21 protein-coding genes and 1 pseudogene are annotated in these 23,454 nt (G+C 64.5%); 13 read left to right on the forward strand and 9 right to left on the reverse strand.

The features are described 5' to 3' along the window. Window positions 1–101: 101 nt before the first annotated feature. The 4 genes from X265_RS05530 to X265_RS05545 form a co-directional block, all read right to left on the reverse strand. The gene (locus tag X265_RS05530) at window positions 102–587 is read right to left on the reverse strand and encodes a peroxiredoxin (RefSeq protein ID WP_128963983.1); all 486 of its coding nucleotides are present in this window, start codon (window positions 585–587) and stop codon (window positions 102–104) included. 226 nt (window positions 588–813) lie between these two features. Further along, complete coding sequence (locus X265_RS05535; protein ID WP_128963984.1) at window positions 814–2,499, reverse strand: long-chain fatty acid--CoA ligase; 1,686 nt, start codon at window positions 2,497–2,499, stop codon at window positions 814–816. A 200-nt stretch (window positions 2,500–2,699) separates the two neighbouring features. After that, on the reverse strand, window positions 2,700–4,181 hold the full coding sequence (locus X265_RS05540) for a serine hydrolase (protein ID WP_128963985.1): 1,482 nt from the start codon (window positions 4,179–4,181) through the stop codon (window positions 2,700–2,702). Between the two features lie 190 nt (window positions 4,182–4,371). Beyond that, the gene (locus tag X265_RS05545) at window positions 4,372–6,180 is read right to left on the reverse strand and encodes a glucan ABC transporter ATP-binding protein/ permease (RefSeq protein ID WP_128963986.1); all 1,809 of its coding nucleotides are present in this window, start codon (window positions 6,178–6,180) and stop codon (window positions 4,372–4,374) included. 304 nt (window positions 6,181–6,484) lie between these two features. Between X265_RS05545 and X265_RS05550 the strand changes: the two genes are divergently transcribed. The 7 genes from X265_RS05550 to X265_RS05580 all read left to right on the forward strand — a co-directional run bounded on the left by X265_RS05550 (window position 6,485) and on the right by X265_RS05580 (window position 12,180). After that, window positions 6,485–6,856 (forward strand): hypothetical protein, encoded by a 372-nt coding sequence (locus X265_RS05550; protein ID WP_128963987.1) that lies wholly within the window; start codon window positions 6,485–6,487, stop codon window positions 6,854–6,856. 117 nt (window positions 6,857–6,973) lie between these two features. Further along, window positions 6,974–7,378: a phosphoribosyl-ATP diphosphatase gene (gene hisE / locus X265_RS05555; protein ID WP_128963988.1), complete on the forward strand. Its 405-nt coding sequence runs from the start codon at window positions 6,974–6,976 to the stop codon at window positions 7,376–7,378. Between the two features lie 35 nt (window positions 7,379–7,413). Then, a complete protein-coding gene (locus X265_RS05560; RefSeq protein WP_188637356.1) occupies window positions 7,414–8,016 on the forward strand; it encodes a YqaA family protein in 603 nt (200 codons plus the stop codon). A 46-nt stretch (window positions 8,017–8,062) separates the two neighbouring features. After that, window positions 8,063–8,602, forward strand: coding sequence for a hypothetical protein (locus X265_RS05565; RefSeq protein ID WP_128963989.1), 540 nt, complete (start codon window positions 8,063–8,065; stop codon window positions 8,600–8,602). Between the two features lie 28 nt (window positions 8,603–8,630). Further along, window positions 8,631–10,031 carry an aspartate ammonia-lyase gene (locus X265_RS05570; RefSeq protein WP_128963990.1) on the forward strand — a complete coding sequence of 467 codons (1,401 nt, stop codon included), beginning with the start codon at window positions 8,631–8,633 and terminating at the stop codon, window positions 10,029–10,031. Window positions 10,032–10,292: 261 nt separating this feature from the next. Beyond that, complete coding sequence (locus X265_RS05575; protein ID WP_128963991.1) at window positions 10,293–11,261, forward strand: NAD(P)H-dependent flavin oxidoreductase; 969 nt, start codon at window positions 10,293–10,295, stop codon at window positions 11,259–11,261. Window positions 11,262–11,406: 145 nt separating this feature from the next. Continuing rightward, complete coding sequence (locus tag X265_RS05580; RefSeq protein WP_128963992.1) at window positions 11,407–12,180, forward strand: thioesterase family protein; 774 nt, start codon at window positions 11,407–11,409, stop codon at window positions 12,178–12,180. A gap of 393 nt (window positions 12,181–12,573) precedes the next feature. Here X265_RS05580 and X265_RS05585 read toward each other — a convergent pair. After that, a pseudogene (locus X265_RS05585) lies at window positions 12,574–13,533 on the reverse strand (AMP-binding protein); the annotation flags it as partial. A gap of 222 nt (window positions 13,534–13,755) precedes the next feature. Here X265_RS05585 and X265_RS05590 point away from each other — a divergent pair. The 4 genes from X265_RS05590 to X265_RS05605 all read left to right on the forward strand — a co-directional run bounded on the left by X265_RS05590 (window position 13,756) and on the right by X265_RS05605 (window position 16,697). Then, on the forward strand, window positions 13,756–14,721 hold the full coding sequence (locus X265_RS05590) for an NAD(P)H-dependent flavin oxidoreductase (protein WP_128963993.1): 966 nt from the start codon (window positions 13,756–13,758) through the stop codon (window positions 14,719–14,721). A gap of 122 nt (window positions 14,722–14,843) precedes the next feature. Next, window positions 14,844–15,092, forward strand: a complete 249-nt coding sequence (locus tag X265_RS05595; protein ID WP_128963994.1) for a hypothetical protein — start codon at window positions 14,844–14,846, stop codon at window positions 15,090–15,092. A 133-nt stretch (window positions 15,093–15,225) separates the two neighbouring features. Beyond that, a complete protein-coding gene (locus X265_RS05600; RefSeq protein ID WP_164938442.1) occupies window positions 15,226–15,936 on the forward strand; it encodes a hypothetical protein in 711 nt (236 codons plus the stop codon). Between the two features lie 86 nt (window positions 15,937–16,022). Then, window positions 16,023–16,697, forward strand: a complete 675-nt coding sequence (locus tag X265_RS05605) for a hypothetical protein (RefSeq protein ID WP_128963995.1) — start codon at window positions 16,023–16,025, stop codon at window positions 16,695–16,697. A 60-nt stretch (window positions 16,698–16,757) separates the two neighbouring features. On the opposite strand, the gene X265_RS05610 is transcribed toward X265_RS05605, so the two are convergent. Then, entirely contained in the window at window positions 16,758–16,982 is a 225-nt protein-coding gene (locus X265_RS05610) for a cysteine rich repeat-containing protein (protein ID WP_128963996.1), read from the reverse strand. A gap of 234 nt (window positions 16,983–17,216) precedes the next feature. Between X265_RS05610 and X265_RS05615 the strand changes: the two genes are divergently transcribed. After that, on the forward strand, window positions 17,217–17,507 hold the full coding sequence (locus X265_RS05615; RefSeq protein ID WP_128963997.1) for a hypothetical protein: 291 nt from the start codon (window positions 17,217–17,219) through the stop codon (window positions 17,505–17,507). Window positions 17,508–17,666: 159 nt separating this feature from the next. Here X265_RS05615 and X265_RS05620 read toward each other — a convergent pair whose 3' ends face one another. From X265_RS05620 to X265_RS05630, 3 genes are all read right to left on the reverse strand, one after another. Next, window positions 17,667–19,583, reverse strand: a complete 1,917-nt coding sequence (locus X265_RS05620) for a sensor histidine kinase (protein ID WP_128963998.1) — start codon at window positions 19,581–19,583, stop codon at window positions 17,667–17,669. Continuing rightward, window positions 19,580–20,251 (reverse strand): response regulator, encoded by a 672-nt coding sequence (locus X265_RS05625; RefSeq protein WP_164938443.1) that lies wholly within the window; start codon window positions 20,249–20,251, stop codon window positions 19,580–19,582. The genes X265_RS05620 and X265_RS05625 overlap by 4 nt, the downstream gene beginning before the upstream one ends. Window positions 20,252–20,327: 76 nt before the next feature. Beyond that, window positions 20,328–23,021, reverse strand: coding sequence for a T6SS phospholipase effector Tle1-like catalytic domain-containing protein (locus X265_RS05630; protein ID WP_128964000.1), 2,694 nt, complete (start codon window positions 23,019–23,021; stop codon window positions 20,328–20,330). Window positions 23,022–23,180: 159 nt separating this feature from the next. On the opposite strand from X265_RS05630, the gene X265_RS05635 reads away from it, so the two are divergent. Beyond that, entirely contained in the window at window positions 23,181–23,450 is a 270-nt protein-coding gene (locus X265_RS05635) for a helix-turn-helix transcriptional regulator (protein WP_244659257.1), read from the forward strand. The last annotated feature ends 4 nt before the right edge of the window (window positions 23,451–23,454 follow it).

Consider the following 23,454-nt stretch of genomic DNA (forward strand, 5'->3'; position numbering starts at 1 on the left):
CGGGGCGCCCGGAGGGCGAGCTCGGAATCCATTCCTCTGTGCGCTCTGAGGTGAGATGGATTCCGGGTTCGCGCTACGCGCGCCCCGGAATGACGAGAGTCTTACAGCTGCCCCAGCAGCGTATCGCCGCCGGACACCTCGACCTTGCCGGGCATCGCCTCGAGGTTCAGCTTCTTGACCACGCCATCCTCGACCAGCATCGAATAGCGCTTGGAGCGGATGCCGAGGCCGTTGCCGGAGGCATCTAGCTCCATGCCGATCGCCTTGGTGAAGTCCGCATTGCCGTCGGCGAGGAAGATCGCCTCGTCGCGCTGGTCGGTGTCGCGCTTCCAGGCGTTCATGACGAAGGCGTCGTTGACGGAAACGATGGCGATGGTGTCGATGCCCTTGTCCTTCATGGCATAGGCGTTGAGGAAGATGCTCGGCAGATGCATCTTGTGGCATGTGCCGGTGTAGGCGCCGGGCACTGCGAACAGCGCAACCTTCTTGCCTTTGAAGATGTCGTCGGTGGTCTTCACCTGCGGGCCTTCCGCCGTCATCACGCGGAATTTCGTCTCGGGCAGCTTGTCGCCAACTTGGATGGTCATCGCCGTTTCTCCATGGAAGGGGCCGGGCTGTTCTAGATCATTTTACCGCTGGATGGAAACGGGTTCGAAGAGGTGTGATGGGAGGGGGACGCCAATTTTCGGTCATTGCGAGCGCAGCGAAGCAATCCAGACTACTTCCGCGGGCACATTCCTGGATTGCTTCGCTGCGCTCGCAATGACGAAAGGGTGCGCAAGTGCGCGCCCCTTCGAGGAGAGAGGCGCGCCTTTAGGCCGCCTGGGCCTTCTTCTCGTCGCGCAGCTCGCGGCGCAGGATCTTGCCGACGTTGGTCTTCGGCAGGTCGGTGCGGAATTCGATGTGCTTGGGCACCTTGTAGCCCGTGAGCTGCTCGTGGCAGAACTTGATCACGGCTTCGGCCGTGAGGTTCGGGTCCTTCCTGACCACGAAGGCCTTCACCGCTTCGCCGGACTTGGAATCGGGAATGCCGATCACGGCGCATTCGAGTACGCCCGGATGGCTCGCGATGACTTCCTCGATCTCGTTCGGATAGACATTGAATCCGGAAACCAGGATCATGTCCTTCTTGCGGTCGACGATCTTGGTGTAACCCTTCTCGTCCATCACGCCGATATCGCCGGTGCGGAAATAGCCGTCCGCGGTCATCACCTTGGCGGTTTCCTCAGGCCTGTTCCAATAGCCCGACATCACCTGCGGGCCCTTGGCGCAGATCTCGCCGGCCTGGCCGAGCGGGACCTCGTTGCCGTCGTCGTCGCGAATGGAGATCCAGGTTGAAGGCACCGGGATGCCGATCGTGCCCGTGAATTCCGTTGCGTTCGCCGGATTGCAGGTCAGCGTCGGCGAGGTCTCGGACAGGCCATAGCCTTCGGCAATGAAGCAGCCGGTGATCGCTTTCCATTGATCGGCCACGGGGCGTTGCACCGCCATGCCGCCGCCGTTGGAAATCTTCAGTTTCGAGAAGTCGAGCTTCTTGAAGTCGGGATGGTGCATCAGGCCGTTGTACAGCGTGTTCACGGCAGGGAAGCTGTTGACCTGGTACTTCGCCAGCTCCTTGACGAAGCCCGCGATATCGCGCGGGTTCGGGATCAGCAGATTGCAGCCGCCGGCGCGCACCGCGAGCAGATAGCAGGCCGTCAGCGCGAAGATGTGATAGAGCGGCAGCGCGCAGACGATCATGAGCTGCTCGACATGCGGCGGCGCGTTGAGCGCCGGCTGCAGCCAGGCGTCGTTCTGCAGCACGTTGGCGACGATGTTGCGATGAAGCAGCGTGGCGCCCTTGGAGACGCCCGTCGTGCCGCCGGTATATTGCAGGAAGGCGACGTCGCCGGGCGAGAGCTTTGGCTTGTTGAAGGTCTGGCTGCGACCGGCCGAGAGCGCGTCGTTGAACGAGACCGCGCCCGGCAGCGACCAGGCCGGTACCATCTTCTTGACGCGACGGACGACGAGATTGACGATCACGCCCTTGAAGCCGAGCAGATCGCCCATGCTGGCGACGATCACGTGCTTCACCGGCGTCTTCGCGATCACCTGCTCGACAGTGTGGGCGAAGTTCTCCAGCACGATGACGGCTTCGGCGCCGGAATCCTTGAGCTGATGCTCGAGCTCGCGCGGGGTGTAGAGCGGGTTGACGTTGACCACGGCAAAGCCGGCGCGCAGCACCGCGGCGGTGGCAACCGGGTATTGCAGCACGTTCGGCATCATGATCGCGACGCGGGCGCCGCGTTGCAGGCCGCGCCCTTGCAAATAGGCGGCCAGCGCCAGCGACATCTGGTCGAGGTCGCGGTAGCTGATCGCCTTGTCCATGCAGATGAACGCCTTGCGGTCGGCGAACTTGGTAAAGCTCTCCTCCAGGAGGTCGACCAGCGATGCGTATTGCGTCGGCTCGATATCAGCGGGCACGCCGGGCGGATATTGTTTGAGCCAGATGCGCTCCATGGAAACTCCCCTCTCTTGCACCAGAGCCCGTTGTGTCTCGGGCTTGCCTCATTGCCGGCAGTATCGAGCCTGCCGGAACGGCTGGCAAGCGGTCGAGGCTTAGGGCAAAGGCTAGGGAGTGGCTACTGGAATCGTCGCAAATGGCTGCCGCAGGTGCGAATTGCGGGGTTTCTGCCCGAGCGGGGACTTGGCCCGTGAGCCTAGCTGTTGTTGGCACCGGGCTTCGGCGCAGGTTTTGTGGCCGCCTTGGGCTTGGCAGGCTTAGCCCCCTGATCGCGGGTCGCCGGCTTTTCTGCAGGCTTGGCCGCGGCATGCTTGCTCGCTGCCGGCTTTGCAGCGGTCTTTGCATCACCCTTTGCATCGCCCTTGGCCGAAGCGTCGGGCTTGGTCGTTGCCGGTTTCGCCGCGGCGGTCTTGCGATCGGTCTTCGCCTCGGTCTTGGCCTCGGTCTTGGCATCGCTGCCGGCGTCGGGCTTCTTGGCGACGCGCGACTTCTTGCCACGCGCCTTCGGCGGATTCTGCTGGTCGGTGTCGGCCGCGACGGCCGCGACCAGGGCTGCACCGGTGCGGGTCGGGCCGGTATAGACCACGACAGGCTCTGCGGCCGCAGGCGCGGAAGCCATCAGCTCGGAGGCCTTCATCAGCGGCGGCTGGAGCCCTGCGGTGAAGAAGGTGACCTGGGCTTCGCCGCCGGTGGCGGAGGCCGAGCCGCTGGTGCCGTTGGTCGCGATCAGCGCATCGTCGTCGTCGCTGGCCGGCCGCTTGTGGTGACCGCCGCACATCTCCTCGCGCAAATTCGGCGGCGAGGCATCGACCGGCACGAGGTTCTCGACGGTGCCGAGCGAGGGGCGCAGCCACGACAGATTGTCCTGGCTGAAGCCGCGCTCGAGCAGCTGCGCCGCCTTCACGGCGCGCGCCGTGCCGGAGTTGGCGCCGAGCACCACCGCGATCAGGCGACGGCCGTTGCGGGTGGCTGAGGCGACGAGATTGTAGCCGGAAGCGCAGATGAAGCCGGTCTTGAAACCGTCGGCGCCGGGATAACGGCCGATCAGCTTGTTGAAGTTCGGCGTGATGCGCTTGCCGAAGCGGATCGCGGGAATGTGCACGAAATATTCGTATTCCGGGAGGTCACGGAGAAACGCGCGCGCGAGAATGCCGAGGTCGCGCGCCGAGGTGACGTGTCCGTCCGCGGGGAGACCGTTCGGATTGACGTAGTTCGTCTGGGTCATGCCGAGCTTCTTCGCGGTGTCGTTCATCATCGCCGCGAAGCCGTCGATCGAGCCGCCGACGCCTTCGGCCAGCACCACGGCCATGTCGTTCGCCGATTTGACCATCATCATCTTCAACGCATTGTCGACGGTGAGCTGTGTTCCCGGACGCAGGCCCATTTTCGATGGCGATTGCGAGGCGGCGGTCGGCGACACCGTAAACAGCGTGTCGAGCGTGATCCTGCCGTCCTTCACCGCCTTCAGCGTCACATAGGCGGTCATGATCTTGGTGACCGAGGCCGGGTACCAGGGAATGGTCGCGTTCTCCGCCTGCAACACCTTGCCGCTGTCGGCTTCGATCAGCAGCAGCGCTTCGGCGCTTGCCGCGCGCGGCGCGAGAAGCGCACCAACGGCGAGCGCCGCAGCGAAAAGGTTGAACAGGGGTTTGCGAAGCAGCGGGCGTAAGGCGTGCACTATCCGATTTCCGGTCTTGGAGATCCGCCTGATGCGGACGGCTCTCGTGATCTGAGGTTCGGGTTCTGAAATCCAGCGCCGCCGCTTGCGGCGTCGCAAACCTATACCGGCTCGTGCGTCGAGAATAGGGGCTTCGCTTGCGTATTCCGCAATGAAATAGGCTGAATTTCGACGGTACTACAGGGATCTGTTAAGGCGACTTGGCGGCAGAAAAAGTGGCCTCGGCGGCACTCGCGCCGGCCTGTGCCTTCGGCAATGCCTGTTCCTGCACCATGAACTGGGCCTTGGCGAGCTCGGCGAAATGGCCGCCTTTGGCCACGAGTTCATCGAAAGTTCCACTTTCGATCACGCGACCATGCTCGAACACGAGGATCCGCGTGGCGTTGCGGATGGTGGAGAGGCGGTGGGCGATCACGAACGTCGTGCGGCCCTTCATCACTTCATCGAGAGCGGCATTCACCTTGGCCTCGGTGACCGCGTCGAGCGCGCTGGTCGCCTCGTCCAGGATCAGGATCGGAGGGTCCTTCAGCAATGCGCGTGCGATCGACAGCCGCTGCCGTTCGCCGCCCGAGAGCATGCGGCCGCGTTCGCCGGCATTGGTCTCAAATCCGCCGCTGCGATCGATGAATTCGATGGCCTGCGCGCGCTCCGCAGCCTTGCGCATCTCGGCTTCGGTCGCATCCGGCTTGCCGACGCGCAAGTTCTCGGCGATCGAGCGGTTGAACAGCAGCGCTTCCTGGAACACGACGCCGATGTTCCGCCGCAGCGAGGTGAGCGTGACACCGCGCACGTCCATGCCGTCGATCTTGATGAAGCCGGATTGCGGGTCGAAGGCACGGTGCAGCAGCGCAATCGCGGTGGACTTGCCGGCGCCGGTCGGGCCGACCAGTGCGATGGTCTGGCCGGGCAGTGCGGTGAAGGAGAGATCCTCGATCGCCGGCCGCTTGCCGTCATAGGAGAAGGTGACGTCGTTGAATTCGACGAGGCCGGAGAGCCGGCCTGCGTCGATCGCATCGGGCCGGTCGTGAACGGCGGGCACGGCATCGAGCACGCCGAAGAATTCGCGCAGGCGCGGCGCTTCCATGAAAACGTTGTTGATGAAGCTGACGACCTGCTCGAGCTTCTGAATCAGCAGCGTGGCGAAGCTCACGAACATCACGATCTCGCCGACCGAGGTCAGGCCCTGGTCGTGCAGCGCGATGCCGAGCGTGAAGATCGCGAGCACGGTGATCGTGGTCGAGGCGCGCGTGATCACGGTGACGAGCGCCCACCAGGACAGCACCGGCATTTGCGCCGCGAGCAGCGCATCCGCGACGGAGCGCAGGCCTTGCACCTCGGATTCGACGCGGACGAAGCTTTGCACCAGCGCGACATTGCCGAGCGCGTCGGAGGCCCGCGCGGAGAGCTCGCTATACTGCTCCTCGACCGCCATCTGCATGCCGAACGTCTTGCGCACGACGAAGGTGGTCAGCGCGGTGAAGACGATGCACAGCACGAACAAGAGGATCGCCAGCCGCCAGTTCAAATAGAGCGACAGCGGCAGCAGCACCACGACCGACAGGATCGCGGCAAAGTGTTCGCGGAAAAAGCCGAGCCAGAGCCGCCACAGCGCATCGGTGCCGTTGAGCATGACCTTCATCAGCCGGCCCGAATGGGTGCCGGAATGGAAGGTCAGCGGCAGTTGCAGGATGTGTTCGAAATAGCTCGTCAGCACCGCCTGGCGCTGGCGATGCGAGAGCCGGTCGGCCTGCAGCGCCACGAGCGCGCTACAGCCGATCGTGAACAGTCCGAACGCGACCCAGGCGGCCAGAAACGGCCAGGCCGAGTCGGAGCCCGCTACCGTCTTGCCGGAGAGGACGTCGACGATCCGGCCAAACAGCACCGGCTCGGCAAATTGCGAGCCTGCCAGGAGGAGGTTGGCAATCGCAAGCAGCCAGCCGAGCCCCGCCTCCTTGCCGAGCAGTTCGAGAACGCGGGTATAGAGGCGGAGGATGGACATGTGGCAGGCGGTAACCTGTAAGCGGTGTGACGATGAGGTTGCATTTTAAGCAGGGATCGCCGGCGAGATACAGCGAAGCTTTTTGCATGTTTGGCCGGTGTGTCCCGCCCGCGAGGCTCAGCCCGCTTGTGCCGGCGCCGCGTGCTTCGTCCAACCTGAACGGAAGATGAGCGGAGGTTGCGTCATGATCGCGCAACCTCGTTCAGCTTGTGTTGGGGTGGGGGAACCCAACATGGGATGCGGGTGTTTGAAGGACATGAGCCTGTCTCGAGGCACCGTTGAAGGTCCCAAGGAGGGTCCAATCATGTTTGATCGAATTTCGAAACTGACCGGCCGCAAGGCCGTTCTCGTCGCCGCGGCGGTGCTGGCACTGACCAGTGTCGCTCCCACCGCATCGTTCGCAGGCGGCCGTCACTGGCATGGCGGCGGCGGTGCGGCCTTCGCGGGCGCGGCAATTGCCGGTGCCATCGGCACTGGCCTTGCGATCGCCGCGACGCGTGACGCCTACGCCTATGACAACGGCCCCTACTATGGTGGCCCCGCTTATTACAGCGGGCCGGCCTATTACGGTGACGGGCCCTATTACGGTCCGGGCCCTGACTACCAGTACCAGCGCTATGGCGGCACGGCTCCGTCCGAGCTCTGCGGCCAGGGCCACTACACGAACTGCTACTAGCTCTGGCTACCAGGGATTGACCACAACAGGCCGCCGCGCCTGCCGCGGCGGCCGTTTTTGCCTTTTATTGTCAAGCGTTAACGCGCTCGCCATTTGTTTAGAGTAGTTTTCAGAACCATGAGTGATTCGCTTGAGCGGCTATATCTGGCTGTGCTCGCGGCCAGGGACCTTGATCCGGCAACATCGCGCACCGCCCGGCTGTTTCAGCGTGGGCCCTCCAAAATGGCGAAGAAGCTCGCCGAAGAGGCGATCGAGGTCGTCATTGATGCGGTCAACGGCGATACGGAGGCCGTGGTTCGGGAAAGCGCCGATCTGCTCTACAATGTCACCGTGCTCTGGGCTTCCGCCGGCGTGCGCCCTGAAGATGTCTGGCGTGAAATGTCGCGACGCGAGGACATGCTGGGCATTGCCGAAAAGCTGCCGAAGTCGCCGATGAAGCTGCCCAAGGTCGCCTCACCGCGCGTCGCTGCCAGGCGGCCAATCGCCGCGCTCGAGGGCCGCGTCGCACGCAAGCGGCACTAAAGGGTCACAAAACTGGCGATGGACAAATCCGTCCCATGGTGCTTCATCCCGGCACCATGCTGAAACGTATCTACGACTGGTGCATCGACGCCGCCCATAAGCCCTACGCGCTCTGGATCATGGGGGCCGTGGCTTTCGCAGAAAGCTCCTTCTTTCCTGTTCCCCCCGATGTGATGCTGATCCCGATGTCGCTGGCGCGCCCGCAGCGCGCCTGGGCCTATGCGGCGATCTGCACCGGGACGTCGGTGTTGGGTGGCCTGCTGGGCTATGCGATTGGCGCGCTGCTGTTCGACTCGGTCGGCCACTGGCTGATCCAGGTCTATGGCCTCGGCGACAAGGTCGATGCTTTTCGCGCATCCTATGCCCAATGGGGCGCGGTGATCATCCTGCTCAAGGGCCTGACGCCGATTCCCTACAAGCTGGTGACCATCACCTCGGGCTTTGCCGGCTACAATCTCGTGCTGTTCATCCTGTGCTCGATCGTCGCGCGTGGCGGACGCTTCTTTATCGTGGCGATCTTGCTGAACCGCTATGGCGACTGGATTCGCGAGCGGATCGAGCGGCATCTCGGCCTTTGGGTGGCGCTCGGCGCCGCGGTGCTGGTGCTCGGCTTCGTGGTGGCGATCAAGCTGATCTAACCCGCAAAGCTTTGCCGCCGCGTCCGGTTCGGCTACGGTTGTGGCCATGATGGTTCGATCTGGCAGTTCGGTCCTGCGGCTGGGGACGCTGATAGTTGCAGCGCTTTCACTCCTGCTTAGCTCCAGCGGGACCGGTTGGCCGCAATCCGCGCCGCCGACGCTCGGTCTCCAGGAGCAGGGGCCGCAGGCCGCGCCGCCGCCCTCGACGCCCGCGCCGTCGAGCCCGGCGTCAGGCGAGGAGAATCCCGGGCTGATCCACGAGATGGGAAAGCTGTTCGACAAGCTGCCTTCGATCCTGCCGCCGATCAAAAGCCCCAGCGAGACCCTCGACGATCTATCCCGGTTGGCCAAACCCTCCGCCATGATCTCGGGACGCGCGGTTTGCCCGGTCTCCGCGAACGGCGCGCCCGACTGCAAGCCCGCGGCCGACCAGCTGTGCCAGAGCAAGGGCTACAAGGAAGGCAGGAGCCTCAACACCGACTCTGCCGAGAAGTGCTCGGCCAAGGTTCTCATTCCGGGCAGGCAACGCAAACCGGATGATTGCCGGACCGATACCGTCGTCACCAGCGCGTTGTGCCAGAACTGACGCCACGCGCGAGCAGCAAGGAGCGCCCATGAGCCGCTACGAGCAGGACTTCCTCGGACAGCGTGAGATCGCCGACGACATCTACTACGGCGTCCAGACCATCCGGGGTAAGGAAAACTTCCATATCACCGGCATTCCGATGAACCAGGAGCCTTACTTCGTGAAGGCGCTGGGTTACGTCAAGAAGGCTGCGGTGATGGCCAATCGCGATCTCGGCGCGATTGATACGAAGGTGGCCGACGCGATCATCATCGGCTGTGACCGCGTCATCGCCGGAGACATGATGGACCAGTTCGTCACCGACTTCATCCAGGGCGGCGCCGGCACTTCGACCAACATGAACGCCAACGAGGTGATCGCTAACCTCGCGCTGGAATCGCTCGGCTTCGTCAAGGGCGACTATCAGCACGTCAGCCCCAACGACCACGTCAATTACGGCCAGTCCACCAACGACACCTATCCGACTGCGTTTCGCCTCGCTCTCATCCTGCGCCTGGAAAGCTACATGACGGCGCTGCGCCAGCTGCAGGAGGCGTTCTTCGCCAAGGGCCGGGAATTCGATCGCGTGCTGAAGATGGGCCGCACACATCTGCAGGACGCGGTCCCGATGTCGCTCGGGGCCGAATTCAGGGGATGGGGTACCACGATCGGGGAGGAGGTCGACCGCATCTCGGAAGCACGTGCGCTGCTGCGCGAGATCAATCTCGGCGCCACCGCGATCGGCACCTCCGTCACGGCTGCGGTCGGCTATCCCAAACTCGCGGTCCGGCACCTGAGCGCATTGACCGGCGTCGACTTCATTCTCGCGGGCGATTTGGTCGAAGCGACGTCGGACACCGGCGCTTACGTGCAGCTCTCGGGCGTGCTCAAGCGCACTGCCAGCAAGCTGACCAAGATCTGCAACGACATCCGCCTGCTCGCTTCGGGCCCGCGCGCGGGCTTCAACGAGATCAACCTGCCGCAATTGCAGCCGGGCTCCTCGATCATGCCCGGCAAAGTCAACCCAGTCATCCCCGAGGTCGTCAACCAGACCAGCTTCCTGGTCATTGGCCTCGACACCACGGTGACGCTGGCAGCTTCAGCCGGCCAGCTTCAACTCAACGTGATGGAGCCGGTGATCTCGTTCGCGCTGTTCTTCTCGATCCGCACCATGGAGCGCGCGGTCAACAGCCTGCGCGAGAATTGCGTCGTCGGCATCACCGCCAACGAGGAGCACACCCGCAACATGGTGCTGAACTCGCTCGGCATCGTCACCGTGCTGAAGCCGCTGCTCGGCTACAAGCAATGCGCCGAGATCGCGCGCGAGGGCTACAAGAGCGGCAAGTCGTTGCATCAGATCGTCGTGATGGAGCGCAAGCTGTTGACGCAGGAAAAGTGGGACGAGATGTTCTCGTTCGAGCGGCTGATCAATCCGGATGTGGTGGGATAGGCGCTGGAATCACCTCCCGTCATTCCGGGGCGCGCGGAAGCGCGAGCCCGGAATCCATCGCACCATTTGCGCTGACGCTCGATGGATTCCGGGCTCGACGCTACGCGTCGCCCCGGAATGACACCTCAGGAATTCCGCGGGTTGGAATTGCGGTAACGACATCCGCCGCGACGTCCCAACGCAATACTTGACAGTGGAAAGATTGCCTTGTTGGTATGGTCCCCAACCTCCAATGGTCTGCCAACAAAGGATCGCTCCGCAATGTCCATGCCTGCTCTTTTCAAGGGGCGCCTGTCGATCCCCGTGATCGGTTCGCCGCTCTTCATCATCTCGGTGCCTGATCTCGTGATCGCGCAGTGCAAGGCCGGCGTGGTCGGCTCGTTCCCGGCGCTGAACGCGCGGCCGCCGGAGCTGCTCGACGAATGGCTGGCGCGGATCACCGAAGAGCTCGCGGCTTATGATCGCGCCCATCCGGAACGGCCGTCGGCACCGTTCGCGGTGAATCAGATCGTGCACAAGTCCAACAACCGTCTCGACCACGACATGCAGCTCTGCGCCAAGTACAAGGTGCCGATGATCATCTCCTCGCTCGGTGCGCGCGAGGAGCTCAACCAGGCCGTCCACGGCTGGGGCGGCATCGTCTTCCACGACGTGATCAACCAGAAATTCGCCCACAAGGCGATCGAGAAGGGCGCCGACGGTCTGATCCTGGTCGCGGCCGGCGCCGGCGGCCATGCCGGCACCATCTCGCCGCTCGCCTTCGTCGCCGAGACGCGCAAATGGTTCGACGGCCCGATCGCGCTCTCGGGCGCCATCGGCAATGGCAAGGCGATCCGCGCCGCGCGCATTCTCGGCGCCGACTTCGCCTATATCGGCTCGGCGTTCATCGCGACCAAGGAAGCCAATGCGGTCGAGAAGTACAAGGAGATGATCGCGGGCTCGAGCGCCGACGACATCGTCTACTCCAATCTCTTCACCGGCGTGCACGGCAATTATCTGAAGCCCTCGATCCTCGCCGCCGGCATGGATCCGGACAACCTGCCGACCTCCGATCCCTCCAAGATGAATTTCGGTACCGACGCCTCCGGCGAGCGCGCCAAGCCGAAGGCCTGGAAGGAGATCTGGGGCTCGGGCCAGGGTATCGGCAGCGTGGACAAGGTCGTACCCGCCGCCGAACTGATCGCGCGCTTCAAGAAGGAATACGACGAGGCGGTCGATCCGCCGTTGTAAACCGGCCTTGTGTCCCGGACGCGCTGCAGCGTGCAACGCTACTGCGCAGAGCCGGGACCCGCCGCTCCCCCTAGACCCCGGATCTGCAGCGCATCGTTTGCGCGCTGCGCAGCGTCCGGGGAACGCAGCTGCGATCGAGTGAAGCATGAGTGCCATCTACCGCGTCGACGGCAACAGCGTCGTCACCAGCCCCGCTGCCGCCGGTCCGTGGGACCGGCGCATGCAGCACGGTTCGGCGCCGTCGGCGCTGGTGACCTGGGCGGCGGAGCGGATTCCGACGCCGGTGCCGATGAACATCGCGCGGGTGACGATCGATCTGATGCGCCCGGTGCCGGTGGCGCCGCTCACGATCGAAAGCGAAGTTTTGCGCGAAGGGCGCAAGATCCAGCTCTGCGCGGTCAAGCTGCTTGCTGACGGCGTTCAGGTCGTCGGTGCCACCGTGCTCAAGATCAAGCAGCAGACGCAGCAATTGCCCGCCGACGTCGAGGACTTGCCGGTCACGTTGCCGTCGCCCGAGGATTCGCTGGTCGAGGACGGCCATGGCGCGACCAGTCCGTTCGCCGGCATGGTCTCGATGCGCGCGGCGCGCGGTCGTTTTGGCCAGGCTGGCGCCGGTGCGATCTGGTTTCGTCTCGATCATCCGCTGGTCGAAGGCGAGGCGGTCTCGCAGGTAATGCGCGCTGTGGTCGCCGCCGATTTCTCCAACGGCACCGCCTCGACGCTCGATTTTCGCACCTGGACCTACATCAACGCCGACCTCTCGGTGAGTCTTGCGCGCCAACCGGTTGGCGACTGGATTTTGCTCGACGGTGAATCCTGGATTGGCCCCGATGGCGCGGGTCTTGCCATGTCGCGTTTGGCTGATCGGCAGGGCTATTTCGGCCGCGCTGTGCAGAGCCTGGTGATCGAGAAGCGGTAAGCGTGACGGCGAGCGCCGCGACCATCTCTGGGGCCGATTGAACGGCAGACTTCCGCCGCCGCGGAAGGGATGCCCCAGCATCCTGCCAGTTCACAATCCGTAGAAGATCTTGATCTCCCACAGCACCACGACGATAGCCGTGATCAACGTGATCGCGGCGACTGCACTTTCCAGGGAAGCGACTCTCATTGCTTACTCCGCTTCCCAGCCCCGTCAGCGGTCTAGTTGATTCCCGGATTCGCGGGCAATCGCCCAGGCTGAGCGGCCGCACACTCCGTCGGGCATTGTGGTGCCGGAGCCACAACGACACCGTAGAATCCCGGGTGAGATCGCTCAAATGCCCGGGCTTTCGCGCGATACGTGTATTCCGAACTCGTCGCAGCAATCAGGGCGTTACCCCACCATCCGGTCCCGTCCGCTCCAGAAGCCCGCGCGCAGCACCTTCTTGTCGACCTTGCCGACGCCTGTCATCGGCAGCTGCTTGACGAACTGGATCTGCTTCGGCGCATGGGCCGAGCCCTTTCGCGTCCGCACCATGTTGATCAGCTCATCCGGATCGGGCCTTGTGCCCTCGCGCGGCACGACGATGGCGGTGACCGCTTCACCCCACTTCTCGTCGGGAATGCCGACGACCGCGACCATTGCGACGTCGGCGTGTTGCGACAGCACGTCCTCGACCTCGCGCGGAAAGATGTTGAAGCCGCCAGTGACGATCATGTCCTTCTTGCGGTCGAGGATGAACATGTAGCCGCGCTCATCCTGCCGCGCGATGTCGCCGGTGTGGACCCAGCCGTTCTTCAGCGTTTCGGCGGTGATGTCCGGTCGCTTCCAGTATTCCGCCATCACATGCGGCGCACGCACGCAGATCTCGCCGGCTTCGCCCGTCTTCACTTCCTGATCATCGTCGTCGAGGATCTTGACCTCGCACGCCGCGATCGGAAAGCCGCACGACAAAAACAGCTCGGGCGTCCTGGGATCGTGATCTCCCTTGCGCAGCACCGAAACGGGATAGCATTCGGTCTGGCCGTAAAGCTGCGAGAACACCGGCCCGATGCGCTCGATACCTTCGAGCAACCGGCTCGGCGACATCGCGGAGGCGCCGTAGAGTACGAGCTCGAGCGAGGAGAGATCGGTCTTGCCGAGGGCGGGATGATCGAGCAGCACATAGATCATGGTCGGAACGAATAGCGTGAAATTGATGCGCTCGCGCGCGATCGTCGCCAGCACGACTTCGGGGTCGAAGCCCTTCAGCATGTGCACGGTGCCGCCGCGCATCAAGGTCGGCAGCACCTTTGTGCCGGCAACGTGGCTGATCGGCGCGACGGTGAGATAGCGCGCGGCGTCAGGGATTTCCCTGATAGCTCAGTGATCCCCCGGGCCAGGCGAAAGCCGTCCGGTCGGGATAGCGCGCTAGCGCCCGTAGCGTCTGCGCACAAGTCGGGGACGATGCGTGGAGCGGATCGGCCATAAGTTTCCTCGTTGCTTTGTCATCGGCTTCTCGCGTGCCAATGTTGCCGACGACGCTAGCACAGGGAAAACGCGATGGAACGACAAAGCCCGCGCAGGGAGGCATGGTTGACACACAATCGACTGCAATGCTTCGGCGACCGCCTCGCTTTGCCGCTGATCGCGGCGCCGATGTTTCTCGTCTCAGGCGTCGAACTGATGGTCGCCGCCTGCCGTAATGGCGTGATCGGCAGCTTTCCTACCGTGAATTGCCGCAGCACGGAGCAGCTCGATGCCTGGTTCGCAGAGATCGCAATGCGGCTGCGGCAGCACGAGGATCAATCCGGCCGCAAGGCGGCGCCGCTCTGTCCGAACCTGATCGTGCATCGCTCCAACGCGCGGCTGGAGCAGGATGTCGCCGTGCTGCTCAAGCACACGCCTGAGATCGTCATTACGTCGGTCGGTTCGCCGGCGCCCGTGCTGAAACCCCTGCATGATGTCGGCGCGCTGGTACTGGCGGACGTTGCCTCGATCCGTCACGCCGAGCGCGCGGCGGAAGCGGGCGCCGACGGCTTGGTGCTGCTCACCGCGGGTGCGGGCGGACAGACGGGCTGGCTCAACCCGTTCGCTTTCGTCCGCGCAGTGCGCGCATTCTACGACGGCATCATCGTGCTCGCCGGCGGTATCGGCGATGGCCATGCCCTGTACGCGGCCGAAGTGCTCGGCTGCGATCTCGCCTACATGGGCACGAAATTCATCGCGACGCGCGAGAGCATGGCGGACGAACGTCACAACCAGATGCTGGTCGAGAGCAGCGCCGACGACATCCTGCTCACCACGGCGTTCACGGGCCTGCAGACCAGCATGCTGAAGCCGTCGATCGTCGCCGCCGGTCTCGACCCCGACGACCTGCCGGCGCGTGGCGCCATCGACATCGGCAAGGACATTGACGTCACCGCGCGCGAGGTCAGGCCCAAGCGCTGGCGCGATATCTGGAGCGGCGGGCATTCGACCTCGGGCGTGACGGGCGTGATGGCGGTCGATGACCTCGTGGCCCGGACGACCGCCGAATACCGCGCCGCATCGGGGCGATAGGCTTTTGCGCCGCAGCACGGTTAATCCCGCATAGCTCCGCAACACTGCACTTAACGGCAGATTAACCAAGCCCCGCCAAGAATCTCCCTCACGGCCGCCAATCGGGACGAGAGGGACAGGCGATGGATTTCGATTTTCTCAACAGCAAGACAGCCGCAACGCTGGACGAGATCCGCGTCCGCGTCGCCCATGCGCTGGCCCGTCACCCGCTCTGCCGCAATGTCCGCTTCGACATCGTCCGCGTCCCCCGCACCCGCCGGGGCGGTAATTGGACGGTGACGCTGCAATCGGTGGAGCCGCGCGCGGTCTGGGAGGCTTCCGAGATCGTCGCCGATATCCAGGATGCCTACGACCTGGCGATAGCTGCTTGATTTTGCTGAGTGTTTTGACTTTGTCGCGGCAGGCAGGATGATTGTCGCCGCAAAGGCACACTCAAGCCTTATTTCGCGCCCTTTTCCCGGGCATCTCTAACAACATCGTGAAGCGGTCCTTCCGGAGAGACGTTTGTCCAGAGCCATCACCATCACCGTGCTGACCTGCTTCCTCGTCCTCGGTGCCGCCACCACTGCCATTCTCGGCCGCGACAGCGTCCCCAGCGTCAGTGCCGAGATGATCACCCAGGCCCCGTCGAAGCCGCTCGCTCCCAACCGCGCCGCCAAGGCCGACCGGCTGGTTCCAACGCTGGCGCTAGCCTCCGCTGCGATTGAGCCGGTTCAAGTGCCAGCCGACAAGCTATCCCAGGCGCCGGTCCTGACCGAGCCGCTGCGTCAGGCCTTTGCTGCGGCCACGCCGTCAGACTTCCCAATGCCCAAAGCGGACATCAACGAGGCGCCCGCGCCTGCGGAAGCCCCGGCCGCCGTCGAAGCCCCGGCCAAGCCGAAGCTGGCGGCGAAGCCGCAGCCGCCCAAAACCTATTCGCTGCTCTCCGACGCGCAGATCGCGGGCATCAGGGATCGCCTGAAACTGTCGTCGTCGCAGGAATACTATTGGCCCTCGGTGGAAACCGCGCTGCGCAACGTCGTCCGCAAGATCTCGGCCAACAAGCTCTCAAATCCCCACGGACCCAACGTGCAGATCGATCCGGACTGCGACGAGGTCCAGCAGTTGAAATCGGCCGCGATGCCGCTGCTGTTCCAGCTGCGCGACGACCAGAAGGAAGAAGTGCGCAAGCTCGCCCGCATCATCGGGCTGGAGAAGGTCGCGCAGCAGATCTAACGCGCAAGTTCCTGCAGGAACTATGCTGGAGTCAGGAACATCCGGCAATTGACAGGCGTTGCACGGTCCAAAGAGGGAGTGGACCAATGCGCGCCTCGACAGCTTATTTCGTCGGTGCCGGGTCGATCGTCGCCGCCATCGCCATTGGTCTCGGCGGCGGCATCGTCGCTGGCAACATCATGAATCCGATCGCGCCCAAGCAGGGGCCTGACACCAGCAAGATGGCGCAGCGCTCTGGGGCCGCCGGAGCGGCCACCACGAACGCGCCCTCGGAGCGCGTGCAATATCTCACGGGCTCGCAGGCGTTCGGCGCCATGATCGCCGCGCCGGCTCAGGCCGAAGCCAAGCCGGACGTCAAGCCTGAGACCGGAACGACGCAGGCGAATGCTGAGCCGCCGGCGCCGCCGCAGACGGCGGCAACTGAGCCGGCCAAGCCAACACCTTCCCCGCCGCAAGCGGCAAGGCCTGCCGAACAGCAGGCCGCCACAGAGCCGGCATCCTCTCCTGAGAATGCCTATGCCAAGGCCAGGGAGTCTGACGTCAAGCGCGCCGCGTCTGAGCGGCGCCGGGCGGAGCGACATGCGCGCTGGGCCGAGCGCCGCCGCTATGACCAGCGCGATGCCCGCGGTGGGCGCGATCAGACCAATTGGGATGATGTCGCGCGCAACATCCGCGAGGATTCCGACTCACGCGACTATGCGAGCCGTCCGCGCGGCGGCTTCCCGCAGATCCGTCTGTTCGGCTCCGACGACGATGACTAGCGCCTGAGGCCGTAGGCCGCTTGTTGGCCTTCTCCCCATAAAGGGGAGAAGGAGCAGACGTCACCCCCCGTGCGATTCAACCACCTTGCGACAGGCGTCCGAGAGCTTGGTCTTGTTCTCGCGCAGGCAGGCATTCATCTGCGGCGGCTTGCCGATGTGCTCGGCGCAGAACTTGCTCGCGTCGCCGCGGCAGGCCATCTGCTCCTGCGGGGAGGGGCCGGATTGCGCTGAAGCGGGCACGGCAGCGACGGTGAGCAGCAGCGCGGCAAGAATTGAAGTCTTCATAAAGCACCTCTTCGAAATTGTGATTTCTCTCGCTCGGGATCGGGCGAGCCGGACCATCTCGCGGAGATCCATGGCCGGTCCATGCCATGTTCATGGCATCGGTTCGGAGGCTTGCCTGGCACACCCCCATCTTCATGGCATGTCTTGGCGCGTCGTCTTTTGCCATTGAAGCTGCACGTCGGCTGCGAGACCCGGTGATTGCACCGGGCGCCGGACGGGAAGCAGGAGAGCGAAATGTCGAAAAAAGCGGGAGCGCTGAGCGCCGGACTGACGGTGATGATGCTGGCCGGTGCGGCGACGGTGTCGTTGGGCACGAGCCCGGCGCAGGCGGTGGTCTATTGCAAGACGGTCGGTGTACCCAAAGGCTGCGTGGTGCGGCCGGATGCGGCGGTGGTGGTTGCGCCGGGCGCACCGGTTGCGGCCGCGGTCGTGGCGACGCCCGGCGTGGGCGCGCCCGGAGTCGGCGTCCGCGCAGGCACGCCGATGAATCGCGGCGGCCCCGTCAATCGCGTCGGCGTGCGCTGACGAAGGTGTTGGATTGAGTTGATTGCATTCTTCGGGCCAAGGAAGTCTTGCAAGAAAGCCCTGCAAGCGAGCCTGCGAACGAACCCCCCGTCCTTCGCAAGCCAACATCCCGGCCCGGTCCCTCTCTCCGAACGTCCCATGCGTTCGGGGAGAGGCCTTTCAACCCGCGGCCGCATCGCTGTCGGGAAACACTTGCGGCAATTGCAGCCGCACACATGTGCCCGATTGATCCGAGCTCAGATCGAGCACGGCACCGCAACGCGCGGCGCGGCTTCTCATGTTGCGCAGGCCACGCGCGGTCTGGTTCGCATCCGGCGCTTCGCCATCGCCATCAAGGTCAAAGCCGCCGCCGTCGTCGGCGACGCTGATGACGCCGTACGGTCCCTCGCCGTCGTCGCGCGTGTCGATGGTCACCGTGATGTGGCGCGCGGCCGCATGCTTGACCGCATTGGTCACGGCCTCGTCCAGGATGCGCACAATCTGGATGACGTGCCAGGGCCGCAGTTCAGGATGCAGCGGCAGGCCCTGCGGGGTCGCCACGCGCCAGTGAAGCTTGATGTCATGCGGCCGCAATTGCATCGCAGCGCGCTCGCGCCAGGAGCCGAGCGCGAGCATGATGTCACCGCCGATGTCGTCCATGGAATCGATGACCAGGCGCAAATCCTTCAGCGCGGCGCGGGCCGCATCTGTGATGGTCGCGCCCTCGTGCCCGCGCTCGGAGAGCGCGACGATGCTGATCAATTGGCCGCCCAGGCCGTCATGGAGGTCGCGCATCAGCCGGGTGCGCTCGTTGGCGAGGGCTGCGGCCCTTGCGCGCGCCTCCTCGCGGGCGAAGCTCGCCTTCAATCGCTCCTCGGCCTCGCGCACGCGGGCGACGAGCTGGCCGGCAAAGCTGTCGACCTGGTTCAGCGCACGGGCGAAGCGCCAGGTCAGCCCGGCACCGATCGCGACCAGCATTGCCGAATAGGACAGCCGCGAGACGAAGGTGCGTTCGTTGGTGACGAACTCGAACACCGACAGCATGTCGTGGATCCAGCAGGTCAGCACGATCGTCACCGCGCAGCCGATCGTGAGGCTCGCCGCATCCTGCCGTCGCACCACGGCGGCCGCGGTGACGCCGGCCATCAGGACGAGGCTGATCCCGACGGTGGGGATGCCGAGCAGCAGGAACAGGATGCGCGGCAGCGGCGGTCCTGCGATCAGGCCGACCGCGAACACGATAAGACCCGGCACGAACAGCAGCATGCCGTAGCGCGGCCAGCGCCAGCCGAAGAACAGCACCCCGAACACGACGATCAGCGCGCTCTCGATCGGCGCGGACGCAAGTAGTACGGAGGCGAGTCGCGATACGGTTCCCGGCGGCACCGGCGGCGGCATGAAGGCCTGGACGACGCCCAGCACCATCGCAGCCGCCAGCACGCCGTAGACCGGCTCGCGCCGCCGCATCAGCCACATGATCGCAAGGATGACGGCGAGGATCGATTGCCAGGCGGAGAACACCACGGGGAGTGTGACGAACAGGAGCGTGCGGGTCTCGAAAGCCGGACGCAAGGCAGCGTCCGGTCCGATATAGACGGTGTCGAGAAAGCCCTTCAGCGGACCCCACACGAACAACCGCACCGTGATCTCGTTGCTGCCGTCATGCAGCAGCGAGGAGGGGATCGCGGCAATCTCGGGCGTGTTGCGGTCGGGCCGGTTGGCATTGGCGTCGCGGCGGGAATCGAGCACGACCACGCCGTTGATTGCGACCTCCACCGCATTGCTGAAGCGCGGCAGGAACACGGACCATGCGGCATCGCCGTTTTTGAAGGCGAAGGCCCCGGTGTAGAGCGGAGGATCCGCAAGCGAATAGCGCGAGGACGTGAAATGCGGCAGCGTCACCGGGCGTGTAGTGCCGTCCTCCCGGAGCGAAAATCCGCTCAGCGCGAAATCGTCGGGGTCGCTGGGCTGGAGCAATTGCAGCCCGAGAACGGTCGCGATCACGATCAGCGCCTGAAGCAACAGATAAGGCACGAAGCGTGAAACGATCAGCCGGCGTCTCGGTCGCGCCGGTGCCTTGGCCGCGATTTCGCTCACAGCTTGATCAGGCCCTGCTGCACCGCCTCGAACACCGCTTCGCTGCGCGTGTGCACTTCGAGCTTGCGGTAGATGTTCTTGATGTGGCCGGGCACGGTCTGCCGGGACAGGCCGAGATGGCTCGCGATCTCGGCGTAGCTGAAGCCCTTGGCGATGCCCCAGAGGATGTCGATCTCGCGCGGCGTGAGCTTTGCGGTGTTGAGTGCCGGGCCCGGCGGCGGCTCGGATGAGCTCTGCGTTCGCCTTACGATGAAGCGGGCGATCGAAGCCGAGATCGGCGAATGCCCGGCGACGAGGTCGCGGACGGTGGTGGCGATGTCGGTCGGGAAGGCGTCCTTGAGCAGATAGCCGGTGGCGCCGACGGTGATGGCGGAGATCACGCTTTCCTCGTCGCCCAGTGCCGAGATCACCATGATCTCGGTGTCGGGGAAGCGCCGCCTGGTCTCGCGGATCAGCTCGACGCCATGGCCGTCGGGCAGCCGCAGGTCGGTCAGCAGCACGCGCGGCGCGCGGACCGCGAGCGCACTGCGGGCTTCGCCCAGCGTGCCGGCCGTGCGCACCTCGTAGCCCGCCTTCACCAGCGCGTCCTGGAGGCGCCAGCAGGTCGGTGCGTCGTCTTCGACGAGGAGGATGGTGATGGCCTCACCGGTCTCGCCTTGGTCCGTCATGATCATGGTCCCGGCCGCGTGTCCCCCGCGGCGCACGGCAAGTCTAGCCGCCGCGCGGCGGCCGCGACACCCATAATCATGGGAGCGACGGCGCTGGCAACCGCTGCACTCGGATCGTCGCCGTTCCACTGTTGTTTTTGTAGAACTGGACGCGTCGGCCCTGGACCCAAACGAGCCAGCGCGGCGCATGCCGCGTGGAGATCAGGCGAGGGAAGAGCTGGACGGCGTCGTTGACGTAGAAGAACAATTCGCCAGCCTCGGGCGCCTGGAATTCCGCGACGAATAGCTCCGACAATCCCTGCTTGCGCCACAGCGCCCGCGCTGCCGGCAGCGCCGCTTGCGGGATCGGCTCGAAATCCCCGAATGGCTTCCAGACACGATTCAATTCGCTACCAGGGGTCTTGAACTCGGGGGAGTCCTCGACATGGATCGGGTAGTTGTCCTTGCTATCGTCTTCATAATCCGGCAGCGTCGCGTTGACCCGCCGTGGCAGGTCGTTCGCCGGCAGCCCGTTGATGGCTTGCAGCGGCACGTCGTACGACCCGCGCGCGCCGATCCGCACGATGGGCTGGAACCAGTCTGCGCCCTGGAGCCGCAGGATGGGAACGGCCAGGCGATGGGGCGGATCCGGCGGGGTCCTAAATCCATTCAGGCCGGTCATGATGGTGCGGTCGAACCACGGATCGGCCATCTGGATCCAGACGCGGTATTTGCGGCCCTTCTCGACGGCGAGACGGCTGGGCCAGCAGAAATCGCTGACGTCGAACAATTCGCCGTCGCGAGCGGTCACCGGCGCGTCCCCGACAGCCCGTGTCGATGCGCTGCTCTTGCAGAAGTCGCCGACGCCCGAACGCCAGTCGAAATAGCCGCGGGAGAGCAGCAGCAGTCCCGAACCGAATATGGCCGCGAGGAAAACCGCCGGCATCAGCACATTGGTGAAGGCCATGCGCACGGGCCAGGTGTGCAGTCGCATCCAGCGGCCGATCGCAAGCAGCCAGCCGGACTTGCTGACCCGCTTTCGCGATGCCATCCGGTCCGGCCGGTACCAGGCCAGTCGGGCGCGCTCCTGAATGCTGTCGCGTAGCGCCGTATTCCTGTTCCAGGCGATCAGAATGATGATGACGAGAACCGTGGTGAGGAAGGGATAGTAGAGCGCGATGCCAAGCCAAGGTGCAGCGTAGGACGGCAGTACGCTCGCGAGCAGATCGGCGAATGGTTTGACGACGGTGCTCGTGCCGTTGTCGATCGCCGTGATCCATTTGAGCAGCGTGGTATCTTCGAGCCCGTGCGCCTTGGACGAGCCCACGATCGCGCGCGCGATCCAAGGCCATATCACGAAGATGACGAGCGCGATCACCAGAGAGAAGTAGGCTACGCGGCGCCACCACACCGTGTCGAGGACCTGCCGTGCCATCTCGGGATTCGGCGGGCTCATCGCCATGAACGCGTCGGCTTCGGCCGCCTTATGGCTGTTGCCTGCTCTCTTCGCATAAGCGGACCTCATGGCTTTGCGCGTTTCGTCGCGCGTCAGCGGCAGCACGTCTCCGTTTGGCAGCAGCACTCTGGCACTGGCCGGAAGCATCAGCGGCGCGTAATTGTCGCAGCCATGCAGCATCCGTTCGACCACGGCGAAGTGCACCACCGGCGGTCCGCCATCCTCGACGCGCTCATGGATCGGCCGCGGACCGTAGCGGTACAGCACGCCAGCACCGCTCCGTGAATCGTGCATCGGCCCGATCGCCGACTGATATTCGCGAAAGCGCTCGATGGTGCCGTCCTGGAACCGAAGCTGGTTGCCGAGCTGCTCGGCCATCCACACCAGCGGCACAAAGGACAGCGTGGATTCCGGATAACCGCCGCCGATGTCGGAATGGACGCCCGCAAACCACACCTCCTTTACGATCTGCCCCTTAGCCAGGTCGGCCTGGTCGATGCGTAGCGGATGGAAGGTGGTGCGTTCGTCGTCGAGCGCCAGCGCGTGGCAAGCCTGCTTCACCTTGTCGGAGAGCCGGTAGTTTCGAAACGAGATCGGCCAGATCGCCCAGTCGATAGCGACACGGAGTTCCTCGACCGGTACGCCGAACGCCTCGACCGTGTCGAACAGGCCGAGGAATTCGATCTTGACATCCTTGCGACCGTCCATCGCCTCGCGAACGCTGGCATAAGAGCGATGCCTGAGAATGAAGTGATAGAGAAAGATCAAGAGGTTGCGCAGCCACCGCGCAAGCCAGATTGTCGGCAGGCTGAAAAAGCCCACGGACTCTTCGCGATACTTTCGCCATGCGGCCATCGTGTTGCGCTGCATCTCCGCATGCGACACCGCCACTTTGTCGATCACTGCCGGCACCAGGCCCTGGCTCGCGATCAGGGCTGCCAGAGTGCGCGCGGTGAAGGCGCCGCGGCTGAAGCCGAAGATGTAGATCTCGTCGCCTTCGCGCCAGTTCCAGCACAGGAAGCGATAGAGCTTGCGGACGTTGGAAGGAACGCCGATGCCGGTGGCGCCGTCGAGAGCGGCGAGTGGCGCCCAACCCGCCGTGCCGACACCCTTGATGTAGTAGGCGATCTGATCGGGCTGGGTGTGATCGAGCGCCTCGTAGAGCCGCCAGACACTGGATTCCTGGGTTGTGAAGGCGTTGCCGGTGCCGTCGGCGAACAGCACCAGCTTGCGCGGCGATCGCGCGTCGGTCGCGTCAGCCGCAGCATCTGGATCATCGTGCGGGTGGGCTGGCCTTGCAGGGCCGCCATGCAGCGCTCCGTCCTGGTGCGTCATGGACTGCTCCGAAAATCAGTGAGGATGCTCCAAGCCCCGCTCGGGTGGCATCATCCGAATGCGATCACAAGTGTGTCATGAAACGTGCAAACAGGTGTATTCGTCCCGTAAGCGCGCTGAGGTAGCAAGAAGAATGGCGGTGTCTTGCTCCGGAGGTCTATGATCTGGGCCACAATTGGCAAAAGAAATGCCCGGGCAGCCGCCGGTCTCTCCGAGCGCTACGTCAACGAGCTCCTGTTCGAGGCCGGCGCGAGCTTCACCACACGCCTCACCGAGTTGCGCTTGCGCAAGGCGGCCGATCTGCTCGCCCATCGCGCAGGTCGCATCAGCGACATCGCCTTCGCCTGCGGCTTCAACGATCTCTCCTATTTCAACCGCTGCTTTCGCCGCAGGTTCGGGCTGACGCCGACTGCGGCAAGGGGCAAGTGATCGC

This window comes from Bradyrhizobium guangdongense, from assembly GCF_004114975.1.
GTDB lineage: Bacteria > Pseudomonadota > Alphaproteobacteria > Rhizobiales > Xanthobacteraceae > Bradyrhizobium > Bradyrhizobium guangdongense.